The sequence below is a fragment of the Arthrobacter sp. ISL-30 genome (genome assembly GCF_018613855.1).
GTDB lineage: Bacteria > Actinomycetota > Actinomycetes > Actinomycetales > Micrococcaceae > Arthrobacter.
This window is the reverse complement of sequence record NZ_JAGGPK010000003.1, coordinates 1-19,368: the sequence shown is the minus strand read 5'-3', so window position 1 is coordinate 19,368 and position 19,368 is coordinate 1. Positions and strand designations below refer to the sequence as shown.

The following is a 19,368-nucleotide window of genomic DNA, read 5'->3' as shown; positions in this document are numbered from 1 at the left end:
GAGGTGCATGTGTTTCACCACTGGAGCATTGCCACGCGCTTGTTTGTGGCGAACCTGCTGTTCGTGCTGGTGCTTGCCACCCTTGCAGGCGGCGTGGCCTTCGTTGATGCACGGGACCGGATCTATGAGGAGGCAGGCCGGCGCATGCAGGGAATCGCCGCTGCCATTGCGGACAATCCCCTGGTGCTCCAGGCAGCCGACTCGCCTGACCCCTCTGCGCTGCTGCAGCCCTATGCCGCGTCCGTCATGGCCAATGCAGGCGCGGATTTCATCACCATCATGGCCCCGGACAGGACCCGCTGGACGCACGCGAATCCGGCGGAAATCGGCAGGCCCTACATTGGCACCATTGAACCGGCACTCCGCGGGGAAACGTACACCGAGATCACCTCGGGAACGCTGGGCCCGTCAGTGCGGACAATCGTGCCGGTCAAGGACGACGGCGGTGCGGTCAGGGCCCTTGTTTCAGCCGGGGTCACCGTTCGTACGGTGGACGTCGCGGTGGAGGGGAGGCTGGCTGGCATCGCGGCAATCGCGCTCGTCCTGGTGCTGGGCGGTTCCCTTGCCGCCTGGCTGTTGGGACGTTACCTTCGTTCGGTGACACGCGGCTGGGGTCCGGAGCAACTGGCGCAGCTTTTCGCCTATTACGAATCGGTCCTCCATTCGGTAAGGGAGGGTGTCATCCTCATCGATACCAACGGCAAGGCCGTCATGTACAACGACCAGGCCGCGGAGCTGCTGGGACTTGACCCTGTCGACGTCGACCGTTCCACCCAGGACGCGCCGCTGCTGTCCGAGCTGCCCCTTGAGGGAAGCCTGCGCAAACTCTTCGAATCTGGTCGCACCGCACATGACGAAATCCATCTGACCGGATCCCGGGTCCTGGTGGTCAACCAGGCGCCTGCCGTGGGTCCTTCGAACATGCGCGGGCGGAAGGGCGCCGTTTTCGGCACTGTGGCAACCATCCGCGACCGCACGGAGATCGAGTCGCTGGGAACGGAGCTGCAGACCATGAAGACTTTGTCCGATGCACTGCGAGCGCAGACACACGAACACGCCAACAGGCTGCACACCATTGTGTCCCTTATGGAGATCGGCCGTTCGGAGCAGGCACTGGAGTTCGCGACGAAGGACCTGGAACTGAGCCAGCAGTTGACCGATGACCTTTTGGGGACGGTGGATGAACCGGTCTTGAGTGCACTGGTCATGGGCAAGGCGGCGGAAGCGCACGAACGCGGCGTCGAGCTGGTGCTGCACACTTCAGGGGAAGGCGGGCTCGGCGCACTGGAAGTGCAGGATCTGGTGACCATTCTGGGCAACCTGCTGGACAATGCGATCGACGCCGCGTCCGACGGCTCCCTCCCCCGCAAAGTTGAGCTTGAAGTATCCGCCGGCGATGGTGCGGTGGCGTTCACCGTTACCGATTCCGGGCCGGGCCTGGACCCGGAATCCGTGGACAGGATCTTCCAGTACGGGTTCAGCACGAAGGATGCGGCGAGTGATGCGGGAACGGGGAGTGGACGTCGCGGCGTGGGTCTGGCCTTGGTCCGGCAGGCGGTCCAGCGCCTGGGCGGTAAGATGTCCATCAGCAACGGCCGGAACGGTAATCGGGCCGAGCCAGAAGCCGGCAGCGGCAATGTCGGCTCCCTTGGAGGCGCACGGTTCCGTGTCCTGCTGCCGGCGCCGGATTCCAAGGAAGATACCGAATGACAGACATCCGCGTGCTGGTGGTCGAAGACGAACCGATCGCCGCGGACGCACACGCCATCTATGTGAGCCGAATGGCCGGTTTCAGCCTGGCCGGTACGGCGCCTGACGGCCAGTCAGCCCTCCGGCTCCTGGCCGAATTCGCAAGCTCCGGCAATCCCGTGGACCTTGTCCTGCTCGACATGAACCTGCCCGACCTCCACGGACTGGACGTCGCCCGCCGGATGCATTCGTCCGGGCTGTTCTCGGACATCATCGCCATCACTGCCGTGCGCGAACTAAACATTGTCCGCAGCGCTGTGTCGATCGGCGTCGTGCAGTACCTGATCAAGCCGTTCACGTTCGCGATGTTCGCCGACAAGCTCAACAATTACCGCACCTTCCGGGAACAGCTTGCCGCCTCCGGAAACCCCAAGTCCGGAGCGTCGCAAAGCGAAGTTGACCAGGCGTTCGCGAGCTTGCGGGCCCCCACGGAGCTGCCGTTGCCCAAGGGGCTTTCGCCTTCCACGCTGGAGGCCGTCAAGGACCTGGTCCGAAACGGTGACAGGCCCGTTTCGGCCATCGAAGTCACCGAGACGCTGGGCATGTCCCGGGTTACAGCCCGACGCTACCTGGAGTATCTCGCCGACGCCGGGACCGTCACCCGGGCGCCGCGCTACGGGACTCCGGGCCGTCCGGAAAACGAATACCGCTGGAACAGGTCCTAGTCGGCTTTTCCAGCCGGGGAAACGAGCGATGTATACAGCAATGGCACTTTGAGTGGATTCGCTGGTAGAAATCACCTTCTCTGTATACACTGTCTTCCATGCGGGCAAGTGAACGGGCTTACACAGCCCTGAGGGAAGACATCATCGAATGGCGCCTGCTTCCGGGGACTGTACTCGCGGAGGTGGAGCAATCCGAACGCCTGGGCGTCTCACGGACTCCCCTGCGGGAGGCATTGGGCCGCCTCACTGCTGAGGGATTGACGACGGCGGGCGGGCGCGGCGTCGTCGTCACCGATATCTCGCTGGAGGATATCGATGAACTCTTCGAGCTGCGCGAAATCCTGGAGGGCAAGGCGGCCGCACTGGCGGCAGTTCGCGGAGACCCAAGTATCTTCACTCGGCTGCAGCACGAATTGCTGCGGGCACCCGAACTTCTCAGCGGAGAGGATCCCGCACGTCACGACTACTATGCCCTGGTCAACCAGCTGGATGATGCTTTGGACGCCGCGATCACCAACTCCTATCTGGCCCAGGCGATGCGAAGCCTGCGCGTCCACCTTGTCAGGGTCAGGCGGCTGGCCTCGGACGACGTCGCCCGGCTTTGCGCCGCGGCCGCAGAACATGCGGCGATTGCCGAGGCAATTGCAGCGGGAAATTCCCGGCTGGCGGAGGCCGCTACCACCGTCCACCTGCATCGCAGCCTTTCACACATCAAGGCCACCCATCGAGAGGAAAACCATGGTTAAGGAACACCACGTCAGGGTCTACAAGAGTGAAGAGAAGCTGGCCCGCGAAGACCAGCTGGCCCACAAGATCGCGAAGGTCGCCGCTGATCCCGTTGCTGTTACACCGGAAGTCACGGACATGGTGATCAACCGGGTCATTGACAACGCTTCCGTGGCGATCGCTTCCCTGAACCGGGCGCCGATCGTTGCCGCACGGGCACAGGCTCTTACGCACAATCCTTCGGCGAACGGCCAGGGCGCCAAAGTGTTCGGCATTGACGAGCGCGTCTCGCCCGAGTGGGCTGCCTGGGCCAACGGCGTAGCGGTGCGTGAGCTCGACTACCACGACACCTTCCTGGCGGCGGACTATTCCCACCCAGGGGACAACATCCCGCCTATCCTGGCGGTTGCCCAGCACGTGGGCTCCAACGGCCAGGACCTGGTCCGTGGCATCGCCACCGGCTACGAAATCCAGGTGAACCTCGTCAAGGCGATCTGCCTGCACAAGCACAAGATCGATCATGTGGCCCATCTCGGACCCTCGGCGGCAGCCGGGATCGGCACGCTGCTGGGGCTCGACGTTGAGACCATCTTCCAGTCCGTCGGCCAGGCCCTGCACACCACCACCGCAACCCGGCAGTCCCGGAAGGGCGAGATCTCCACCTGGAAGGCCCACGCCCCCGCCTTCGCCGGCAAGATGGCCGTTGAAGCCGCAGACCGGGCCATGCGCGGCCAGACCTCCCCCGTGCCCATCTACGAAGGTGAAGACGGCGTCATCGCCTGGATGCTCGACGGGCCCGACGCGTCATACATGGTTCCGCTGCCAACGCCCGGTGAAGCCAAGCGCGCCATCCTGGACACCTACACCAAGGAACACTCCGCCGAGTACCAGGCCCAGGCCTGGATCGACCTCGCCCGCAAACTCCACCGCGAACACCCCGAAGCCACCGACCCGACCAACGTTCAGTCCGTGCTGATCAAGACGAGCCACCACACCCACTACGTCATCGGCTCCGGAGCGAACGACCCGCAGAAGTACGACCCCAAGGCCAGCCGCGAAACCCTGGACCACTCCATCCCCTACATCTTCACCGTCGCCCTGCAGGACGGCGCCTGGCACCACGTACACTCCTACACCCCCGCCCGCGCCGCACGTCCCGACACCGTAGACCTGTGGCAGAAAGTCACCACCGTCGAAGACCCGGAATGGACCCGCCGCTACCACTCCCTGGACATCAACGAGAAAGCCTTCGGCGGCTCCGTCGAAATCACCCTCACCAACGGCACCGTCATCACCGACCAGATAGCCGTCGCCGACGCCCACCCCCTCGGCGCCCGCCCCTTCGCCCGCGAGCAGTACATCAACAAATTCCGCACCCTCGCCGCCAGGATCGTGGACGACGCCGAAATCGAACGGTTCCTCGCCGCCGCCGAACGCCTCCCCCAACTCGCCGCCGGGGAACTGGACCAACTGAACATCACCGCCGCCGACGGCGTCATCGACCTCGCCGCCGCACCCAAGGGACTGTTCTAAATGCTCTACTCCAAAACCACGCCGGAACAAAAGCGGGTCCGGCTGCGGGACCTGCTGAACTCCGGGGCCATCCAGCAGTTCCCCGGAGCCTTCAATCCGCTCTCCGCCCGGCTCATCGAAGAAAAAGGCTTCGCCGGCGTCTACATCTCCGGCGCCGTCCTCGCCAACGACCTCGGCCTGCCCGACATCGGACTCACCACCCTCACCGAAGTCGCGCAGCGCGCAGGCCAGATCGCCCGCATGACCGACCTGCCCTGCCTGGTGGACGCCGACACCGGATTCGGCGAGCCGATGAACGTCGCCCGCACCGTCCAAGAACTGGAGAACGCCGGATTGGCCGGATGCCACATCGAAGACCAGTTCAACCCCAAGCGCTGCGGCCATCTGGACGGCAAGAACGTCGTCGACCTTGAAACCGCAACCAAACGCATCCGCGCCGCAGCGGATGCCCGACGAGACCCCGACTTCCTGATCATGGCACGCACCGACATCCGCGCCGTCGAAGGCCTGAAGGCAGCACAGGACCGCGCGAAGGCCCTGGTAGATGCCGGGGCGGACGCGATCTTCCCGGAAGCCATGAAGGACCTTGGCGAGTTCAAGGCAATACGCGACGCCGTCGATGTGCCCATCCTGGCCAACATGACCGAATTCGGCCAAAGCGAGCTGTTCACCGTGGACCAGCTGCAGAATGTCGGCGTCAATATCGTGATCTATCCCGTTACCCTTTTGCGCATTGCGATGGGCGCTGCGGAGCGTACGCTGGAATCGATCAAGAGCACGGGATCTCAGGAAGGGCAGGTGCAGAACATGCTCACTCGCGCCCGACTTTATGACCTCGTGGACTACGAGGCCTACAACCACTTCGATACCGGCGTATTCAACTTCAAGGTTCCGGGAACGCAGTAGCGGATCCCGCACAGTTTGCAACCGACCACCGGCAGTGCCGGCACATATTGCTCAAGGAACGAAGGAGTTCAGCATGGCTGACGAACACATCAAGAAAGGCCTTGACGGTGTCGTAGTGGACTACACCGCCATCTCCAAGGTCAACCCCGACACCAACTCCCTGCTGTACCGCGGCTACCCCGTCCAGGAACTGGCAGCCCGCTGCATGTTTGAGGAAGTCGCGTACCTGCTGTGGAACGGGGAGATCCCCAATGACGTCCAGCTTGCGGAGTTCACCGCCCGCGAGCGAGCCGGCCGTCGGCTGGACCCTGTAGTGAAGAGCGTCATCGACACGCTTCCGACCACCGCCCACCCCATGGACGTTTGCCGGACCGCCGCCTCCGTGCTCGGTGCCCGGCATCCCCTTGCCGAAGATTCCTCCGTGGAAGCCAACATGTCCAAGGCTATCGACGTGTTCGCCGCCATGCCCGCAATCGTCGCTTATGATCAGCGGCGCCGCCGCGGGCAGGATGTCGTAGAGCCGCGGGACGACCTCGACTACTCGGCAAACTTCCTCTGGATGACGTTCGGCGAGGACCCGGCGGATGAGGTGGTTGAGGCCTTCAACGTCTCGATGATCCTCTACGCAGAGCACTCGTTCAACGCCTCCACTTTCACGGCTCGTGTTGTGACCTCCACCCTCTCCGATCTCCATTCCGGGGTGACCGCTGCGATTGGGGCACTCAAGGGTCCGCTGCACGGTGGCGCCAACGAGGCCGTCATGCACACGTTTGACGAGATTGGCATCCGCAGCGAGGAAACGCTGGAGGAAGCAGCCACCCGGGCGAAGGCATGGATGGAGAACGCCCTGGCGCAAAAGAAGAAGATCATGGGCTTCGGACACCGCGTGTACAAGCACGGCGATTCGCGCGTTCCCACCATGAAGGCCGCCCTGGACAAGATGATCGCGTACTACGGCCGACCGGAGCTGCTGGGACTGTACAACGGCCTGGAGCAGGCCATGGATGAGGCCAAGGGAATCAAGCCCAACCTCGACTACCCCACCGGCCCCACCTACCACCTCATGGGATTCGACACCGCGACCTTCACTCCGCTCTTCGTAGCCAGCCGTATCACTGGCTGGACTGCCCACATCATGGAGCAGTTCGCCTCGAACTCGCTGATCCGGCCGCTAAGCGAATACAGCGGTCCGGACGAAAGGCACCTTCCGTAATTCCCGGAAGGGTACGACGGCGGTCCGGTCACGTTTTGAAAGGTGACCGGCCCGTCGTCGTTAATGCCTGACTTCGCTGGTGCCGGACTACAGCCCGCGGGACCATTGTTGCTCGGCGACGCCTTCCGTTCCTCCCAGGATCCAGTCAGTGTGGAAAACCTCAGCAACGCTCTCGTTGTCCGTCCCCAAGACCACTCGCACGTCCATGCGCCTGCCGGACATCATTGCGGGCAGCCAATGCTCGGCGTCCGCCCACATGTGGGTCACTGGCAACCTGTCTGTCGGATACCACTGCGGGGTGATCTCGTCGCTCTCGGAGGGTTCCCCCACCCACGATTCGGCCAGGAAGACAGTTGTGTACATATTCCAGTCCGGCTTTGCGGGGAACACAAAGTCCACGCTGCCGGCTGAGACCAGGTCCTCGGGCAGTACTTGGACGTTCACTTCTTCCTGGACTTCCCGGCAAATGGCCTGGACGGCCGTTTCCCCTGGTTCGATATGCCCGCCGATACCGACAACTTTGTCGATGCCGAATCCCGTACGCTTCCGACCCAATAGGACTTCTCGTCCGGCATCGCTGTCGCGGAGGAGGAAGCACAGGGCCACGTGGTGGGCTGTCATGGAGTAAGCCTAGTCCACGCCTAGCCCAATGCCCGCGGATGCGCCGCCGCGTAGACCTCGCGCAGTGTGTCCGCGGTGACCAGCGTGTAAACCTCGGTGGTGGTCACGGAGGCGTGGCCAAGAAGTTCCTGGACGACGCGCACGTCGGCGCCGCCTTCCAGCAGATGCGTCGCGAAAGAGTGTCGGAGCGTATGCGGTGACACTTCCTTGGTGATGTTGGCCTTTTCCGCGGCGGACTTGAGGATGGTCCACGCGCTTTGGCGGCTGATCCGGCCGCCGCGGGCATTGAGGAAGAGGGCGGGGGTGCCCTTACCCTTGCCCGCCAGCAATGGGCGTCCCCGGATCAGGTAGGCATCAACGGCACGCGCGCCATAGGAACCGAGCGGGACGAGGCGTTCCTTGGACCCCTTGCCAAAGAGGCGCACGATGGCAGGCCCGTCGCCGCCCTTGTCGAGGGAGATGTCGTCGACGTCCAGCCCGACGGCTTCACTGATGCGGGCGCCGGTGGAGTACAGGAATTCCAGCAGCGCCCGGTCACGGAGGCCGGTGGCCGAATCCTCCCCTGAGGCCTCCAGGATACGCGTGACCTCGTCAACGCTGATCGCTTTCGGGAGCCGCTTGCCCGGCATTGGCGGGTGGACATCGCTGGCGGCGTCCGACGTCGTTGTCCCCTCCAATGCCCAGAACCTGTGCAGGCCACGGACAGCTACAACCGTCCTGGCTGCGGAACGGACTCCCAAAGGCGACGCCCCGTCAGATCCGTCGGACAAAGCCTGGACGAAGGACGTCACGTGATGGCGGGTGATCTCCTGGGGGTCCTCGACGCCGGAGGCCGCGAGGAAGCTTGAGTAACGCGTGAGATCCCGCTTGTAGGCGGCCAGGGTATTGGCGGCCAGTCCACGTTCCACGCCAAGATGCTGTAGGTAATCAGTTACTGCGCGTTCCACTGCGGTTTTTGCGCGGGTGGCGGCCGGAGGAACCATGCTTAGCGCTGGCTCGGGTGCGCAGGCCAAGGCGCGTCGGCCGGCCGCAGGCTCCTGAAGTCGTCCGCACGCGCTGCCGCTGCGGCAAGGATCCCGACGACGGCGGAGGGGTTGTGCAGTCGTCCTTCGAGGACTGCCCTCACGGCATCGTCAAGGGCGACCCAATGGAACTCAATTTCGGCTTCCTCGTCAGTCCGAACATGCCTATCCGCCTCGTCAACGTATTCGAGTCCACGCGCAAGGTAGATACGAATGGCTTCGCTTGATGATCCGGGCGAGTTGAAGAAGTCGGCCAGCACATTCCAGGTACTGGCCGTGAGGTCAGCTTCCTCGGCCAGTTCCCGCGTGGCTCCCGCGACGAAGTCTTCGCCTTCGACGTCGAGCAGTCCGGCGGGGATTTCCCAGAGGTCCATGCCCACGGGGTGCCTGTACTGCTTGAGCAAGAGGATCTCGCCGTCGTCATTCATTGGCAGGACTGCAACGGCCCCGGGATGGTCGATGTAGTCACGGACCAGGGTGCCGGAGTGGTCGCCTAGCTGGAAGGAGTCGCTGACCACATCCCAGATACGGCCTTCATAGACCTTGGATGAAGACAAAAGACGGCGCGGGCTCATTTCATCGGAAACGTTCCGGGTTGTGGGAGGAGTTTCAGATGTAGCGGGCATCACGCCGTCCTTTGTCTACGTGGTTCGATTACTTGGCGGCGACCTTGTGGGCGCGCGGGTCCGCGTCTGCGTCCGTAGCCGCAGCTCCGGCCAATGTCTCCTCCGAGGAAGCCTCCACGAAGCCTTCGCGGCGGTCCAGGGCGGCCTTGACGAGGCCGGCGAACAGCGGATGCGGGCGTGTCGGGCGGGAGCTGAGCTCCGGGTGCGCCTGGGTTGCTACGTAGTACGGGTGGACTTCGCGCGGGAGTTCAACGTACTCCACCAGCTTGCCGTCCGGGGACGTGCCGGAGAATACCAGGCCCTGTGCAGCGATCTGCTCGCGGTACTTGTTGTTGACCTCGTAGCGGTGGCGGTGGCGTTCGCTGACCATGGTGGTTCCATAGGTTTCGGCGACGACTGAGCCTGCGTCAAGCTTGGCTTCGTAGAGGCCCAGGCGCATGGTGCCGCCGAGGTCGCCCTTGCCCTCGACAATGTCGAGCTGCTCTTCCATTGTGGCGATGACCGGGTACTTGGAGTCGGGCTCGAATTCGCTCGAGGAAGCGCCTTCGAGGCCAACCACATTGCGGGCGTATTCAATGACCATGCACTGCAGGCCAAGGCACAGGCCCAGGACCGGAAGCTTGGTCTCGCGGGCGAACTTCAGGGCGCCCAGCTTTCCTTCGAGCCCGCGGATGCCGAAGCCTCCGGGCACGCAAATCGCGTCAACTCCGGCCAGGGATTCCGTAGCCCCGGCGAGCGTCTCGCACTCGTCCGACGGTACCCAGCGGATCTTCACCTTTGCTTCGTTGGCGAAACCGCCCGCGCGCAGGGCCTCGGTAACCGAAAGGTAGGCGTCGGGAAGGTCGATGTACTTCCCTACCAGCGCGACTTCAACCTCGTGCTTGGGGTTGTGGACCGTGGCCAGCAGCTTGTCCCACTTGGTCCAGTCGACATCCTTGAAGGGCAGGTCCAGTGCGCGAACGATGTACGAATCCAGTCCCTGGGAGTGCAGCGTCTTGGGGATGTCGTAAATGCTGGGTGCATCGGCGGCGTTCACAACGGCGTCGATATCGACGTCGCACATGCGGCCGATCTTCTCGCGCATCGCGTCGGGGACCTCGCGGTCCGAGCGGATGACGATGGCCTCGGGCTGGATGCCGATGGAGCGAAGTGCGGCGACCGAATGCTGCGTCGGCTTGGTCTTCAGTTCCTGGGACGGGCCGATGTACGGGACCAGCGATACGTGCAGGAAGAACACATTGTTGCGGCCCACGTCCTGCCGAACCTGACGGGCGGATTCGAGGAACGGCTGGGATTCTATGTCGCCAACCGTGCCGCCGATTTCGGTGATGATGACGTCGGGCGCGTTCTTTCCCTCCGCGGGAAGGCGCATGCGGCGCTTGATCTCATCGGTGATGTGCGGGATCACCTGGACGGTGTCGCCGAGGTATTCGCCGCGGCGTTCCTTGGCGATGACCGTGGAGTAGACCTGGCCCGTGGTTACGTTGGCCGATCCTTCGAGGTTCTCGTCGAGGAAGCGCTCGTAGTGTCCAATGTCGAGGTCAGTCTCGGCGCCGTCGTCGGTAACGAAGACTTCACCGTGCTGGAAGGGGTTCATCGTGCCTGGATCCACGTTCAGATAGGGATCCAGCTTCTGCATTGTTACAGACAAACCGCGTGCCCGCAGCAGATGACCGAGGCTGGAAGCCGTCAGTCCCTTGCCGAGCGAGGACGCCACACCGCCAGTGACAAAGATGTGTTTGGTCGTCTTGGACGAGCCCGGGAACCGGGAATTTACACGGGAATTTGATCGCTGCACCACGGAATTCGAGCTTATCACCAATTGCGCCTCCCACGGCTCCGTTTCTGTTTCCCAAATGCTCCATATTCCGCCCCGGCCCGGTCTAGGATCAAGGGGTGAGCGACGAGAATCCGGGCGAAACCGCCGCTTCCCCAAGCCGGAATCCTGTTTTCCGCTCCCTGGCGCTGGACGAGATGCCCCGGCCCGACTACGCCGATGTAATCGTCGTTCCCTGCCCGCGACCCGCAACCACGGACCCGCGCGTGTGGGCGGAAACACTCTTCTCCCTGCACTCAACGCCAGGCTGGGTCCGCACCCTCATGGCCATCAGGCAGGGGCTTGTCGGTCTGCTGGGCATACCGCGGGCGCCCGTCGACGTGTTCGCCGTTGCCCGGGTAGAGGGCGAAGAAGCCCTCATCGCGGCTGATGACAAGCACCTGGACTTTCGCTGCGGGGTGGCGTTCGACGCCGGGACCCGCCTTCTGCGACTCACTACCACTGTTCAGCTCAAGGGCTGGCGGGGTCGTATCTATTTCGCCCCGGTACGGGTTGTCCACCCGCTGGTGGTCCGCTCAATGATGCTGCGGGCGGTCACCATACTCAGAGAGACAGACACAGGCTAGCCTCCCTGCGGAAGCAGCCTTGCATCCTCAAGTAGCTCCTGCGCGTGGGCGCGGGCTGATTCCGAGTCTTCCTGACCGGCGAGCATCCGCGCCAGTTCCCTGACACGCTCCTCCCCGTCCAGGAGGTGCACGTCGCTGGAGGTGAAGCCGCTCTCGGTTCCGCCGTCTGCGCCTCGCACGGAGTTCTTGATAACCCGGATGTGCTGGTCCGCAAAGGCTGCCACCTGCGGCAAGTGGGTCACCACGAGGACCTGCACGTGGCGTGCAAGCATGGCCAGTCGACGGCCAATCTCGACGGCTGCCCGGCCACCCACTCCGGCGTCGACCTCATCGAACACAAACGTCGGCACAGGGTCCACCGCAGCCAGCACGACCTCGATGGCCAGCATGACCCGGGACAGTTCGCCGCCCGAGGCTCCCTTGCCCAGCGGACGGGCCGGGGCTCCGGCATGGGGCCGCAGCAGGAAGGCGATTTCGTCAGCTCCGTTCGGCCCGAGCTGTTCGCCGCTTTCCACCTCAATCAGGAGCGTGGCATCCGGCATGGCCAGGGCGGTGAGTTCGGCACTAACGCGTCTGGACAGCTCCTTGGCCGCCTTGGACCGTGCCTTGCTCAGGCCGGAAGCCTGTTTCCGGAGCCTCGCTTCTGTGGTGCCTCCCTCCGCATCCAGCGCCTCGATCCGGCTGGTGTCATCCTGCAGCTCGTCAAGGCGGGCACGGGCGGTTTCGGCCCAGAGGAGGACTTCGTCAATGCTTGGGGCGTACTTTCGAATCAGTTTCGCCAGGACAGCCCTGCGTTCTTCGATTTCCGAGAGACGCTCGGGGCCCTCGGTGTCGAGCGAGGCCTGGTAGCTGGAGAGTTCGGCAGCGATGTCATTGAGCAGGAAGCCCACTTCGGCGAGCCTGGTCGCGGCAGCACCCAGGGCTTCGTCGTGCACGGCCACATGTTCGAGGGCCCTCTTTGCGGTGTCAACCAGGGACGTGGCATCTCCGGCATCGCCAAAGTCCTCTGCAATTAAGGCTTCGTGAGCGGCCGCTGCGGCGAGCCGCAGCTCTTCAACATTGGCAAGCTTGGTTGCCTCAGCCTTCAGGCTTTCGTCCTCGCCCGGCTGGGGGTCGACGTCGTCAATTTCCTGCAGTGCAGCTTCCAGGGATTCGGCCTCGCGCAGGCGCTCACGCGCCTCGCCCCTGAGCGTGTCCAGCTCCGTTTGGATAGCCTTCCAGTGCTCGTAAAGCTCGCGATACTCCTGCAGAGCGGCCGCATGTCCTGCCCCCGCGAACCGGTCAAGGGCCAGCCTCTGCGCAGGGGCGCCCTTGAGCCTGATCTGGTCGGTCTGGCCATGGACTACTACCAGGCTCTCGCCCAGCTCCGCCAGGACGCCTACTGGTGCGGATCGACCACCGACGTAAGCACGGCTGCGTCCGTCGGCGCCCACGCTGCGGGCCAACATGACTTCAGCTCCGCCGTCGTACACCTCCGCCTCGCCGCCGGCCTCGCGAACGCGTTCCACCGCGGCGTGGCCGGGATCCAGCTTCAGGAGGGCCTCCGCGGAGGCCGACTTGGCTCCACTGCGGACTGCGCCGGCATCGGAGCGGGCGCCCAGGAGGAGGCCGACGGCGGTGACCACCATGGTCTTGCCCGCGCCGGTCTCACCGGTCACCACGCTTAGTCCCGGTCCGAGCGGAAGCGTTGCATCGGTGATGACGCCCAAGTCGCGGATTCGAAGTTCTTCGAGCATGGATCACTCCCCACTTTTCGGGTCGGCGGGTTCTTCCCTGGTGCCGGCTTCGCCACTGGCAATGCGGTCCGTGGACAAGGGCGGCAGGGGCCTGGGTGTGCGGACGATCGGAATCGGTCCGGTGTGGATTTCCTTTGCGCGTGGCACAGGACCGCGCCAGCCATGGATCGGCAGCTCGAACTTGCGCACGAGCCGGGCCGAGAACGGTGTCAGATGTGTCCTGGCGAGGCGGACGGGCCTGGGAGAACGGGTAATCTCCACACGCGCACCTGCCGGCAGGTCAACCGAGCGTCGGCCGTCGCACCACAGGACCCCCTGGGCGGAAGTGCGGTTCAGTACTTCAATAGCCAGCCGCGAGCTCGGTGACACAACCAGCGGCTTGGCGAAAAGTGCATGGGCTGCGATGGGGGCGATGACAAGGGCTTCCACTTCGGGCCAGACCACCGGTCCTCCGGCAGAGAATGCGTAGGCCGTGGAACCTGTAGGTGTTGCGACGACGATCCCGTCGCATCCGAAGGTCATAAGCGGCCGCTCATCCACTTCAGTGACGACTTCGATCATGCGTTCCCTGTTGGCCTTTTCGATGGCGGCCTCGTTCAGTGCCCACGTGTGCCAGATCTTCTGGCCGCGGACCCACACCTGCACATCAATGGTCATGCGCTCCTCAACCGTGTACTCACGGCTGGCGATCCAGTCCACGGTCTGGGCCAGGTCAGCGCGTTCGCTTTCGGCCAGGAAGCCTACGTGGCCAAGGTTGACCCCCAGCAGGGGAACATCCACTTCACGGACAAGCTCCGCGGCGCGCAGGATGGTGCCGTCGCCGCCCAGGACCATTCCGAGTTCGACGTCCTCCAGCCTGACGTCCTCATGAAGGATCTCGATGGGCTTGTCGATCAGGCCGAAGAAGCGCTCGACGTCCCCCAGTTCTGATTTCTGAAGAACCGGAATCAAGCCGGCGTGGTGGAGCTGCGTGCAAGCGTCCCAGGCGGCGCGGAGAGATTCCTCCCGACCGGTGTGGGCAAGGACCAGTACGCGCCTGCTCATCGGGTATCGCTTTCTAGTGGTTCGGCCAAATCATTTCCAACAGCGCGGCTACTTCGGCGTCACGCCCTTCGATCTTAGGCAGGAGGTCCCCAATCCTTCGCCTTATCCACAGGAAGTACTCCACATTTCCGTCCTGACCGGGCAGCGGGCTTGACGCGAGGCCGCAAAGTTCCAGTCCGGCGTCAACGGCCGCGGCGGCGACCTGGGCAACCGCCCGACGGCGCTCGTGTTCCGAAGTGACAACGCCGGTCCGGCTGAGACGCTCCCTGCCGACCTCAAACTGGGGTTTGACCATCAGGACCAGATCCCCTCCCGGTTCGGTGCAGGCAGCCAGCGGCTGCAGCACGAGCGTGAGGGAGATAAAGGACAGGTCAGCGACGGTCAGGTTGACAGGTCCGCCGATCTGTTCCGGCTGCATGTAACGGACGTTGAGCCCCTCGTGGACTTCCACGCGGGGATCCTCCCTGAGGGACGGCACCAGCTGGCCGTGTCCGACGTCGACCGCCACCACGCGCGCGGCCCCCTGCCTTAGCAGGACGTCCGTAAAACCCCCTGTTGAAGCCCCCGCGTCCAGGCAGCGACGGCCTTGGACAACGACGTCGGGAAAGGCCGCCAGGGCTCCGGCCAGCTTGTGGCCTGCCCTGCTGACATAGGCATCCTCCAGGTGCTCCTGTACGTCAATCGGAACGTCTTCGGGAACCTGCTGCGAGGCTTTGGACAGGACATCGCCGCTGGTGCTGACTTTGCCGTCGGCAATCAGTTTGGCGGCATGGGTGCGTGACCTCGCCAAGCCGCGGCTTACGAGAACTTGATCCAGGCGAGGCATTCCTAGGCGCCACCGGCTTCAGGAGCAGCGCCGGTTTCAGGAGCAGCCAGGCCTGAGGCCATGGCGCGGGCAGCGTTTCCCGGTTCGGCATTGAGCGCGGCGAGCAGCGAGTCATGCAGGCCGGAATAGATCCCGCTATGCTCAGCCACCGGAGTGCCGGGGATCCCGCCGAGCCGCGCCAGGGCAGAGTCAACCCATTCGTCACCCGTTGTGGCAAGGTTCTCCGGCCAGACGGCTTCGGGGTGCTCCACGGCGGGTTCCGGAAGGTCGTTCAGCTCCGTCATGACCACCAGTCTAGTGACCCAGCCATTCCAGCTGGGGCGTAGTCGGGGCGGCTGCCTCCGGCGTGGCGTCCCACCAGGCGGAACAGGCCGCACGCCAGGAATCGAGGCTGTCTTCCGTGCCGCTAATCTGCACCGTGCCGTCCAGGACTCGAGCGGTCGCCAGGCCGCAGCGGAAGCCACCATCGTTTTGGACGATGGCAGGGTAGGGCTCGAAGAGAGCCCTCAGATCGGCCAGCAGGTAACCCGGGCGCTCAGCAGTTCGGGCTGCCAGAATCGAGAACGGGGTATCGACGCCGGTCAGGACAGCGGCGGTAGCGAAGCCAGCCCGGTTCCCGCCCAGGATGTCCGTATCCAGCCGGTCCCCCACCACCAACGGACGCTCAGCCTGCAGCCGCTTCGCCGCAACGTGGAAGAGCGGAGCCTCGGGTTTCCCTGCGACCTGCGGAAGCTTGCCCGTGGCCGCGGCGACAGCGGCTACGAGGGTCCCGTTGCCAGGAGCGATCCCCCGAGCCTGGGGAATCGACATATCCGTGTTGGTAGCCACCCATAAAGCCCCGGCGGCAACAACATACGATGCCTCGGCAAGGTCCTTCCACGCGATCTCGGGGTTGAATCCCTGGACTACGGCAACTGGCTGATCCGCGGCGCTGTGGACGGGCGTCAGCCCGGCCAACTCAATCTCCTGAGCCAATGCCGCACTGCCGGTGATCAGCACCCGTGCCCCCGGAGGAAGCAGCGATGCCAGAAGCTCACCCGCTGCCTGCGACGAACTGACCACTTGATGGTCTTCTGCCGGCGCGCCAAGTTCACGGAGGTGCTCGGCAACCTGGGCAGGCGTGCGCGACGCGTTGTTCGTGACGTAGCCGAGGCCGACTCCTGCCGGTTCCAGCCGCCTCAGCGATTCAACTGCGCCGGGAATGGCATGAGGGCCGGCATAAACCACCCCGTCCAGGTCGGAGAGAATGGCATCAAAGGACGAGATCAGCGCGCTCTCAGTCATTCCTGCGGTCTTCTCCGCCATCCGTCACGTCCGTCACCGTGAAATCCTCGCTGTCGCCGTCCAGGTCGGCGTCCAGGTCTGACGATGCTACCGCTGAGCCGTCCTCGTCGTCGTCTGCCTCATTGCCCTCAAGCTCGACGTCTTCCACCGAGTCGAGGTCGGATTCGGGGTCGTCGGACTCAAAGTAGTCGGTTTCGGCGTCGTCGAGGTCGACGTCTTCCGTCGCTACAGTGCCGGCGTTCGCGGCGGGTGCTTCCGAGAAGGTCACCTCGGCTGCATTAGCCTCGGCAACGCCAGGCGACGTTTCTTCATCCTGGGGGCGGGACTCTTCGGATTCCTTACGGGGCTTCCGGGCCTTTGCTTCGCGTTCCTCTTCTTGCTCATCCCAGCCAAGATCGATGATGTCCGGTTCCTCGAATTCCCCGACGCCCAGCGCGTTTTCCGCAACGACCGCCTGGCGCTGCCACTTTTCGGCTTCCTCCGTCCGCCCGACCGCTTTCAGGGCATCAGCGTAGGCACGGAACAGCCGGGGACTGTAGGAGAAGGCGCGGTTGATGTCCAGTTGCGGGATTTCCAGTTCGGCAACTGCAGCATCAAGCTGGCCCAAATCAGCCCGTGCCCCCGAGGCAACGATGGCAAGTTCAACCTTGCCGGGGGCGTCGAGGTCCTGCGCTTCCGGTGAGCGTACGACGTCGAGTGCCCGGTCAGCGCGGCCAAGGCCACGTTCGCAGTCGGCCATGATCGGAAGGTGAACGTTGGAGCCGCTGATGCGCCGGTAGGTCCGGAATTCACGGAGAGCCTCGCCGTAGTGTCCGGCAGCGTAGGCCGTCAAACCAACTGCTTCCCTGACCGCCGAAAGCCGTCCGCCGCGACGGCTGGCTGCCAAGGCGTGCTGGAAGGCCAATTCAGGCTCGACGTCGATGAAGCGGCCGGCCATCACAAGGTGCTTGGCAACCCAGTCGGCGCTCCGCTCCTCGAGCGTCTTGATTTGGTGCTTGGTAGCGCGGTCAAGTTCCTGGCCTGTGACGTCTTCGTCGATTTCCGGCGACCGTTCCCGATCCGGACGGTTGGAACTACGCAGGTCGGCAACGTTGTGGGTATGCCCGGGGCGTTCTGTGTAGGCCTCGGTTTCTGAGCGCCGGGGTCCTGAACCGGGGCCGTCGAACTTGCGGGGGCCACGCTCAGGGCGGTCGCCGAAGGGTTTGCGGTCACGATCACCAAAGCTGCGACGGTCACCTTCACCGCTACGGGAGGGACGGTCGCCGTACGGCTTACGATCGCGATCGCCAAACGGCTTACGGTCACGATCACCAAAGCTGCGACGGTCGCCTTCTCCTTCACGGGACGGACGGTCACCAAAGGGTTTACGATCGCGATCGCCACCAAAGCTGCGACGGTCGCCGTCACCTTCACGGCGCGGACGATCACCAAAGGGCTTACGATCGCGATCGCCAAACGGCTTACGGTCACGATCACCACCAAAGCTGCGACGGTCGCCGTCACCTTCACGGCGCGGACGATCGCCATAGGGTTTACGGTCACGGTCCTCAAAGGGCCTGCGGTCCCTGTCACCACCAAAGGTGCGGCGTTCGCCGTCGCCTTCCCGGCGCGGACGATCACCAAAGGGCTTACGATCGCGATCGCCAAACGGCTTACGATCCCTGTCACCAAAGCCGCGGCCCTCGCCACCCTCACGGGACGGACGGTCACCATACGGCTTACGATCCCGATCGCCGGGGCGGCCGTCGCGTGCCCGGAAGCCGCGCGGGTCCCCGCCTGAGTTGTTATTGGCACGGAAAGGGCCGCGGTTGTCGCGATCTCCGCCGAAGTTGCCGCGATTGCCGCCGCGATTGCCGCCGTTATGCTCAGCCATGATGGGTTCCTCCTGTTGCGAGCCCCCGGCTAGCGCGCTTGCAGCCGTGCTACTCTAGTTGCCTTGTGCCATGCGGCAGATCCGATCGGGAGCCGCGCCTCGAGGCCAGAGTCCATTGTAGTCGAGCAGCGCCCTAGAATCCGGCGGCCTTGGCCAACTCCTTGAGTGAGGACAAGCCCTCGGTTCCCTCCAGCGAGCGGTCGGTGTTCGGGAGCGCCAGCACCAGCCTGCGGACAGTTGTTCCATCTACCGCCGTCAAGGAAGATTCCCTCGACTGGCTAAGCGTGTTAGTGGAGAAGCGAGCCTCGCCCTTAAGGTCGGAAACCTCCGTAGCGCCGTTCGGGGATTCCAAGGGCTTATCGGCCTCGAGACTGTCCCTGTCCGGATAAGTGCTGATTTCGAGGATGACGGCGTGCGTGGTCGTCCCGCTGGAATCCAGGGGGTAGAAGCAGTTCTCGCGCCTCACCCCGGCCGGATCAATCGTTCCCGCTGTTTGAGCTGGCTGGATTTCGTCAGCCACCTCGCCCAGGATGTCGCGGATACGATCGGGAGGCAGAGCTGAGCAGGTCAGGATCTCGTGCGTCGGTATCAGCGTGGATCCGTCACGGGCTTGACTGGGCAACGGCTCCGGGGTTCCTGAATTCAGGGCCGATGGGGAACCGGGATGGCTGCTGGTCTGTTCCCCGGGTGTGGGCGTCTGCGCGCCTCTATTCGCATTCGAAGGGGCAGTACAGCCCGCCATCGTCAAAGCGCCGACGAGGAACAGTCCGAGGTGCGTTGCATGTGATTTCCTGGCTGAAGATGTCATCGTCCACTCCCATGACGATCCTATCTCCGGGAACTGCCCCTCGCTGATACCGCAGGACGTCCGATTCTTGGAGGGAGATGCAGCCCCATGTGGGCACCCTGTCTGCTTGGAAGAAAATGGCGAAACCAGCACTCATGACGATAGGGGAATCGGATCGGGGGAAGCTGCAGCTGAGCTATCCTGCGACGCGGGGATATCGGAACCTGCCGGTTCATTGGCTGGCGTTTGGTCCCGGGTTCGACGGCGGGGGGTGGGGTTTCGTGGTTTTGGGTGGGTGTTTTTCCCGTGGTTTCTCGCACCTGGGCGGGGGGTGGGTGACTGCCCGGGTGGGGG

General features: G+C 64.1%; 19 protein-coding genes. 7 read left to right on the top strand and 12 right to left on the bottom strand.

What is annotated here, in order from left to right:
• Positions 1–9: 9 nt before the first annotated feature.
• The 6 genes from J7E82_RS00405 to J7E82_RS00380 all read left to right on the top strand — a co-directional run bounded on the left by J7E82_RS00405 (position 10) and on the right by J7E82_RS00380 (position 6,792).
• Positions 10–1,710: a sensor histidine kinase gene (locus J7E82_RS00405; RefSeq protein ID WP_214859274.1), complete on the top strand. Its 1,701-nt coding sequence runs from the start codon at positions 10–12 to the stop codon at positions 1,708–1,710.
• Positions 1,707–2,414 (top strand): response regulator, encoded by a 708-nt coding sequence (locus J7E82_RS00400; RefSeq protein ID WP_214859272.1) that lies wholly within the window; start codon positions 1,707–1,709, stop codon positions 2,412–2,414. Before J7E82_RS00405 ends, J7E82_RS00400 begins: the two co-directional genes overlap by 4 nt.
• A gap of 98 nt (positions 2,415–2,512) precedes the next feature.
• Positions 2,513–3,160 (top strand): GntR family transcriptional regulator, encoded by a 648-nt coding sequence (locus J7E82_RS00395; RefSeq protein WP_214859270.1) that lies wholly within the window; start codon positions 2,513–2,515, stop codon positions 3,158–3,160.
• Complete coding sequence (locus J7E82_RS00390; protein ID WP_214859268.1) at positions 3,153–4,673, top strand: MmgE/PrpD family protein; 1,521 nt, start codon at positions 3,153–3,155, stop codon at positions 4,671–4,673. The genes J7E82_RS00395 and J7E82_RS00390 overlap by 8 nt, the downstream gene beginning before the upstream one ends.
• Complete coding sequence (gene prpB / locus J7E82_RS00385) at positions 4,674–5,579, top strand: methylisocitrate lyase (protein ID WP_214859267.1); 906 nt, start codon at positions 4,674–4,676, stop codon at positions 5,577–5,579.
• 73 nt (positions 5,580–5,652) lie between these two features.
• Positions 5,653–6,792, top strand: a complete 1,140-nt coding sequence (locus J7E82_RS00380; RefSeq protein WP_214859266.1) for a bifunctional 2-methylcitrate synthase/citrate synthase — start codon at positions 5,653–5,655, stop codon at positions 6,790–6,792.
• Positions 6,793–6,879: 87 nt separating this feature from the next.
• Here J7E82_RS00380 and J7E82_RS00375 read toward each other — a convergent pair whose 3' ends face one another.
• From J7E82_RS00375 to J7E82_RS00360, 4 genes are read right to left on the bottom strand one after another with little or no spacing between them, the layout of a single operon-like run.
• Positions 6,880–7,413, bottom strand: coding sequence for an 8-oxo-dGTP diphosphatase (locus J7E82_RS00375; RefSeq protein WP_214859265.1), 534 nt, complete (start codon positions 7,411–7,413; stop codon positions 6,880–6,882).
• Positions 7,414–7,433: 20 nt separating this feature from the next.
• Positions 7,434–8,396, bottom strand: coding sequence for a site-specific tyrosine recombinase XerD (gene xerD / locus J7E82_RS00370; RefSeq protein WP_214859264.1), 963 nt, complete (start codon positions 8,394–8,396; stop codon positions 7,434–7,436).
• 2 nt (positions 8,397–8,398) lie between these two features.
• The gene (locus tag J7E82_RS00365) at positions 8,399–9,061 is read right to left on the bottom strand and encodes an NUDIX hydrolase (RefSeq protein ID WP_214859263.1); all 663 of its coding nucleotides are present in this window, start codon (positions 9,059–9,061) and stop codon (positions 8,399–8,401) included.
• A 28-nt stretch (positions 9,062–9,089) separates the two neighbouring features.
• Complete coding sequence (locus J7E82_RS00360; RefSeq protein ID WP_214859261.1) at positions 9,090–10,880, bottom strand: CTP synthase; 1,791 nt, start codon at positions 10,878–10,880, stop codon at positions 9,090–9,092.
• A gap of 77 nt (positions 10,881–10,957) precedes the next feature.
• Between J7E82_RS00360 and J7E82_RS00355 the strand changes: the two genes are divergently transcribed.
• On the top strand, positions 10,958–11,464 hold the full coding sequence (locus J7E82_RS00355) for a DUF2867 domain-containing protein (protein ID WP_308113500.1): 507 nt from the start codon (positions 10,958–10,960) through the stop codon (positions 11,462–11,464).
• On the opposite strand, the gene recN is transcribed toward J7E82_RS00355, so the two are convergent.
• From recN to J7E82_RS00315, 8 genes are all read right to left on the bottom strand, one after another.
• Complete coding sequence (gene recN / locus J7E82_RS00350) at positions 11,461–13,200, bottom strand: DNA repair protein RecN (RefSeq protein WP_214859259.1); 1,740 nt, start codon at positions 13,198–13,200, stop codon at positions 11,461–11,463. The two genes, J7E82_RS00355 and recN, sit on opposite strands and share 4 nt — an antisense overlap.
• A gap of 3 nt (positions 13,201–13,203) precedes the next feature.
• Positions 13,204–14,244 (bottom strand): NAD kinase, encoded by a 1,041-nt coding sequence (locus J7E82_RS00345; protein ID WP_214859257.1) that lies wholly within the window; start codon positions 14,242–14,244, stop codon positions 13,204–13,206.
• A gap of 13 nt (positions 14,245–14,257) precedes the next feature.
• Positions 14,258–15,070: a TlyA family RNA methyltransferase gene (locus J7E82_RS00340; RefSeq protein WP_214859255.1), complete on the bottom strand. Its 813-nt coding sequence runs from the start codon at positions 15,068–15,070 to the stop codon at positions 14,258–14,260.
• 2 nt (positions 15,071–15,072) lie between these two features.
• Positions 15,073–15,354, bottom strand: a complete 282-nt coding sequence (locus J7E82_RS00335; RefSeq protein WP_214859253.1) for a hypothetical protein — start codon at positions 15,352–15,354, stop codon at positions 15,073–15,075.
• A gap of 10 nt (positions 15,355–15,364) precedes the next feature.
• The gene (locus J7E82_RS00330; RefSeq protein ID WP_214859251.1) at positions 15,365–16,354 is read right to left on the bottom strand and encodes an HAD-IIA family hydrolase; all 990 of its coding nucleotides are present in this window, start codon (positions 16,352–16,354) and stop codon (positions 15,365–15,367) included.
• Positions 16,347–18,227 (bottom strand): hypothetical protein, encoded by a 1,881-nt coding sequence (locus J7E82_RS00325; RefSeq protein WP_251041252.1) that lies wholly within the window; start codon positions 18,225–18,227, stop codon positions 16,347–16,349. Before J7E82_RS00325 ends, J7E82_RS00330 begins: the two co-directional genes overlap by 8 nt.
• A gap of 133 nt (positions 18,228–18,360) precedes the next feature.
• Positions 18,361–18,849, bottom strand: a complete 489-nt coding sequence (locus J7E82_RS00320) for a hypothetical protein (protein WP_214859249.1) — start codon at positions 18,847–18,849, stop codon at positions 18,361–18,363.
• An 85-nt stretch (positions 18,850–18,934) separates the two neighbouring features.
• The gene (locus tag J7E82_RS00315; protein ID WP_214859247.1) at positions 18,935–19,171 is read right to left on the bottom strand and encodes a hypothetical protein; all 237 of its coding nucleotides are present in this window, start codon (positions 19,169–19,171) and stop codon (positions 18,935–18,937) included.
• Positions 19,172–19,368 lie beyond the last annotated feature (197 nt).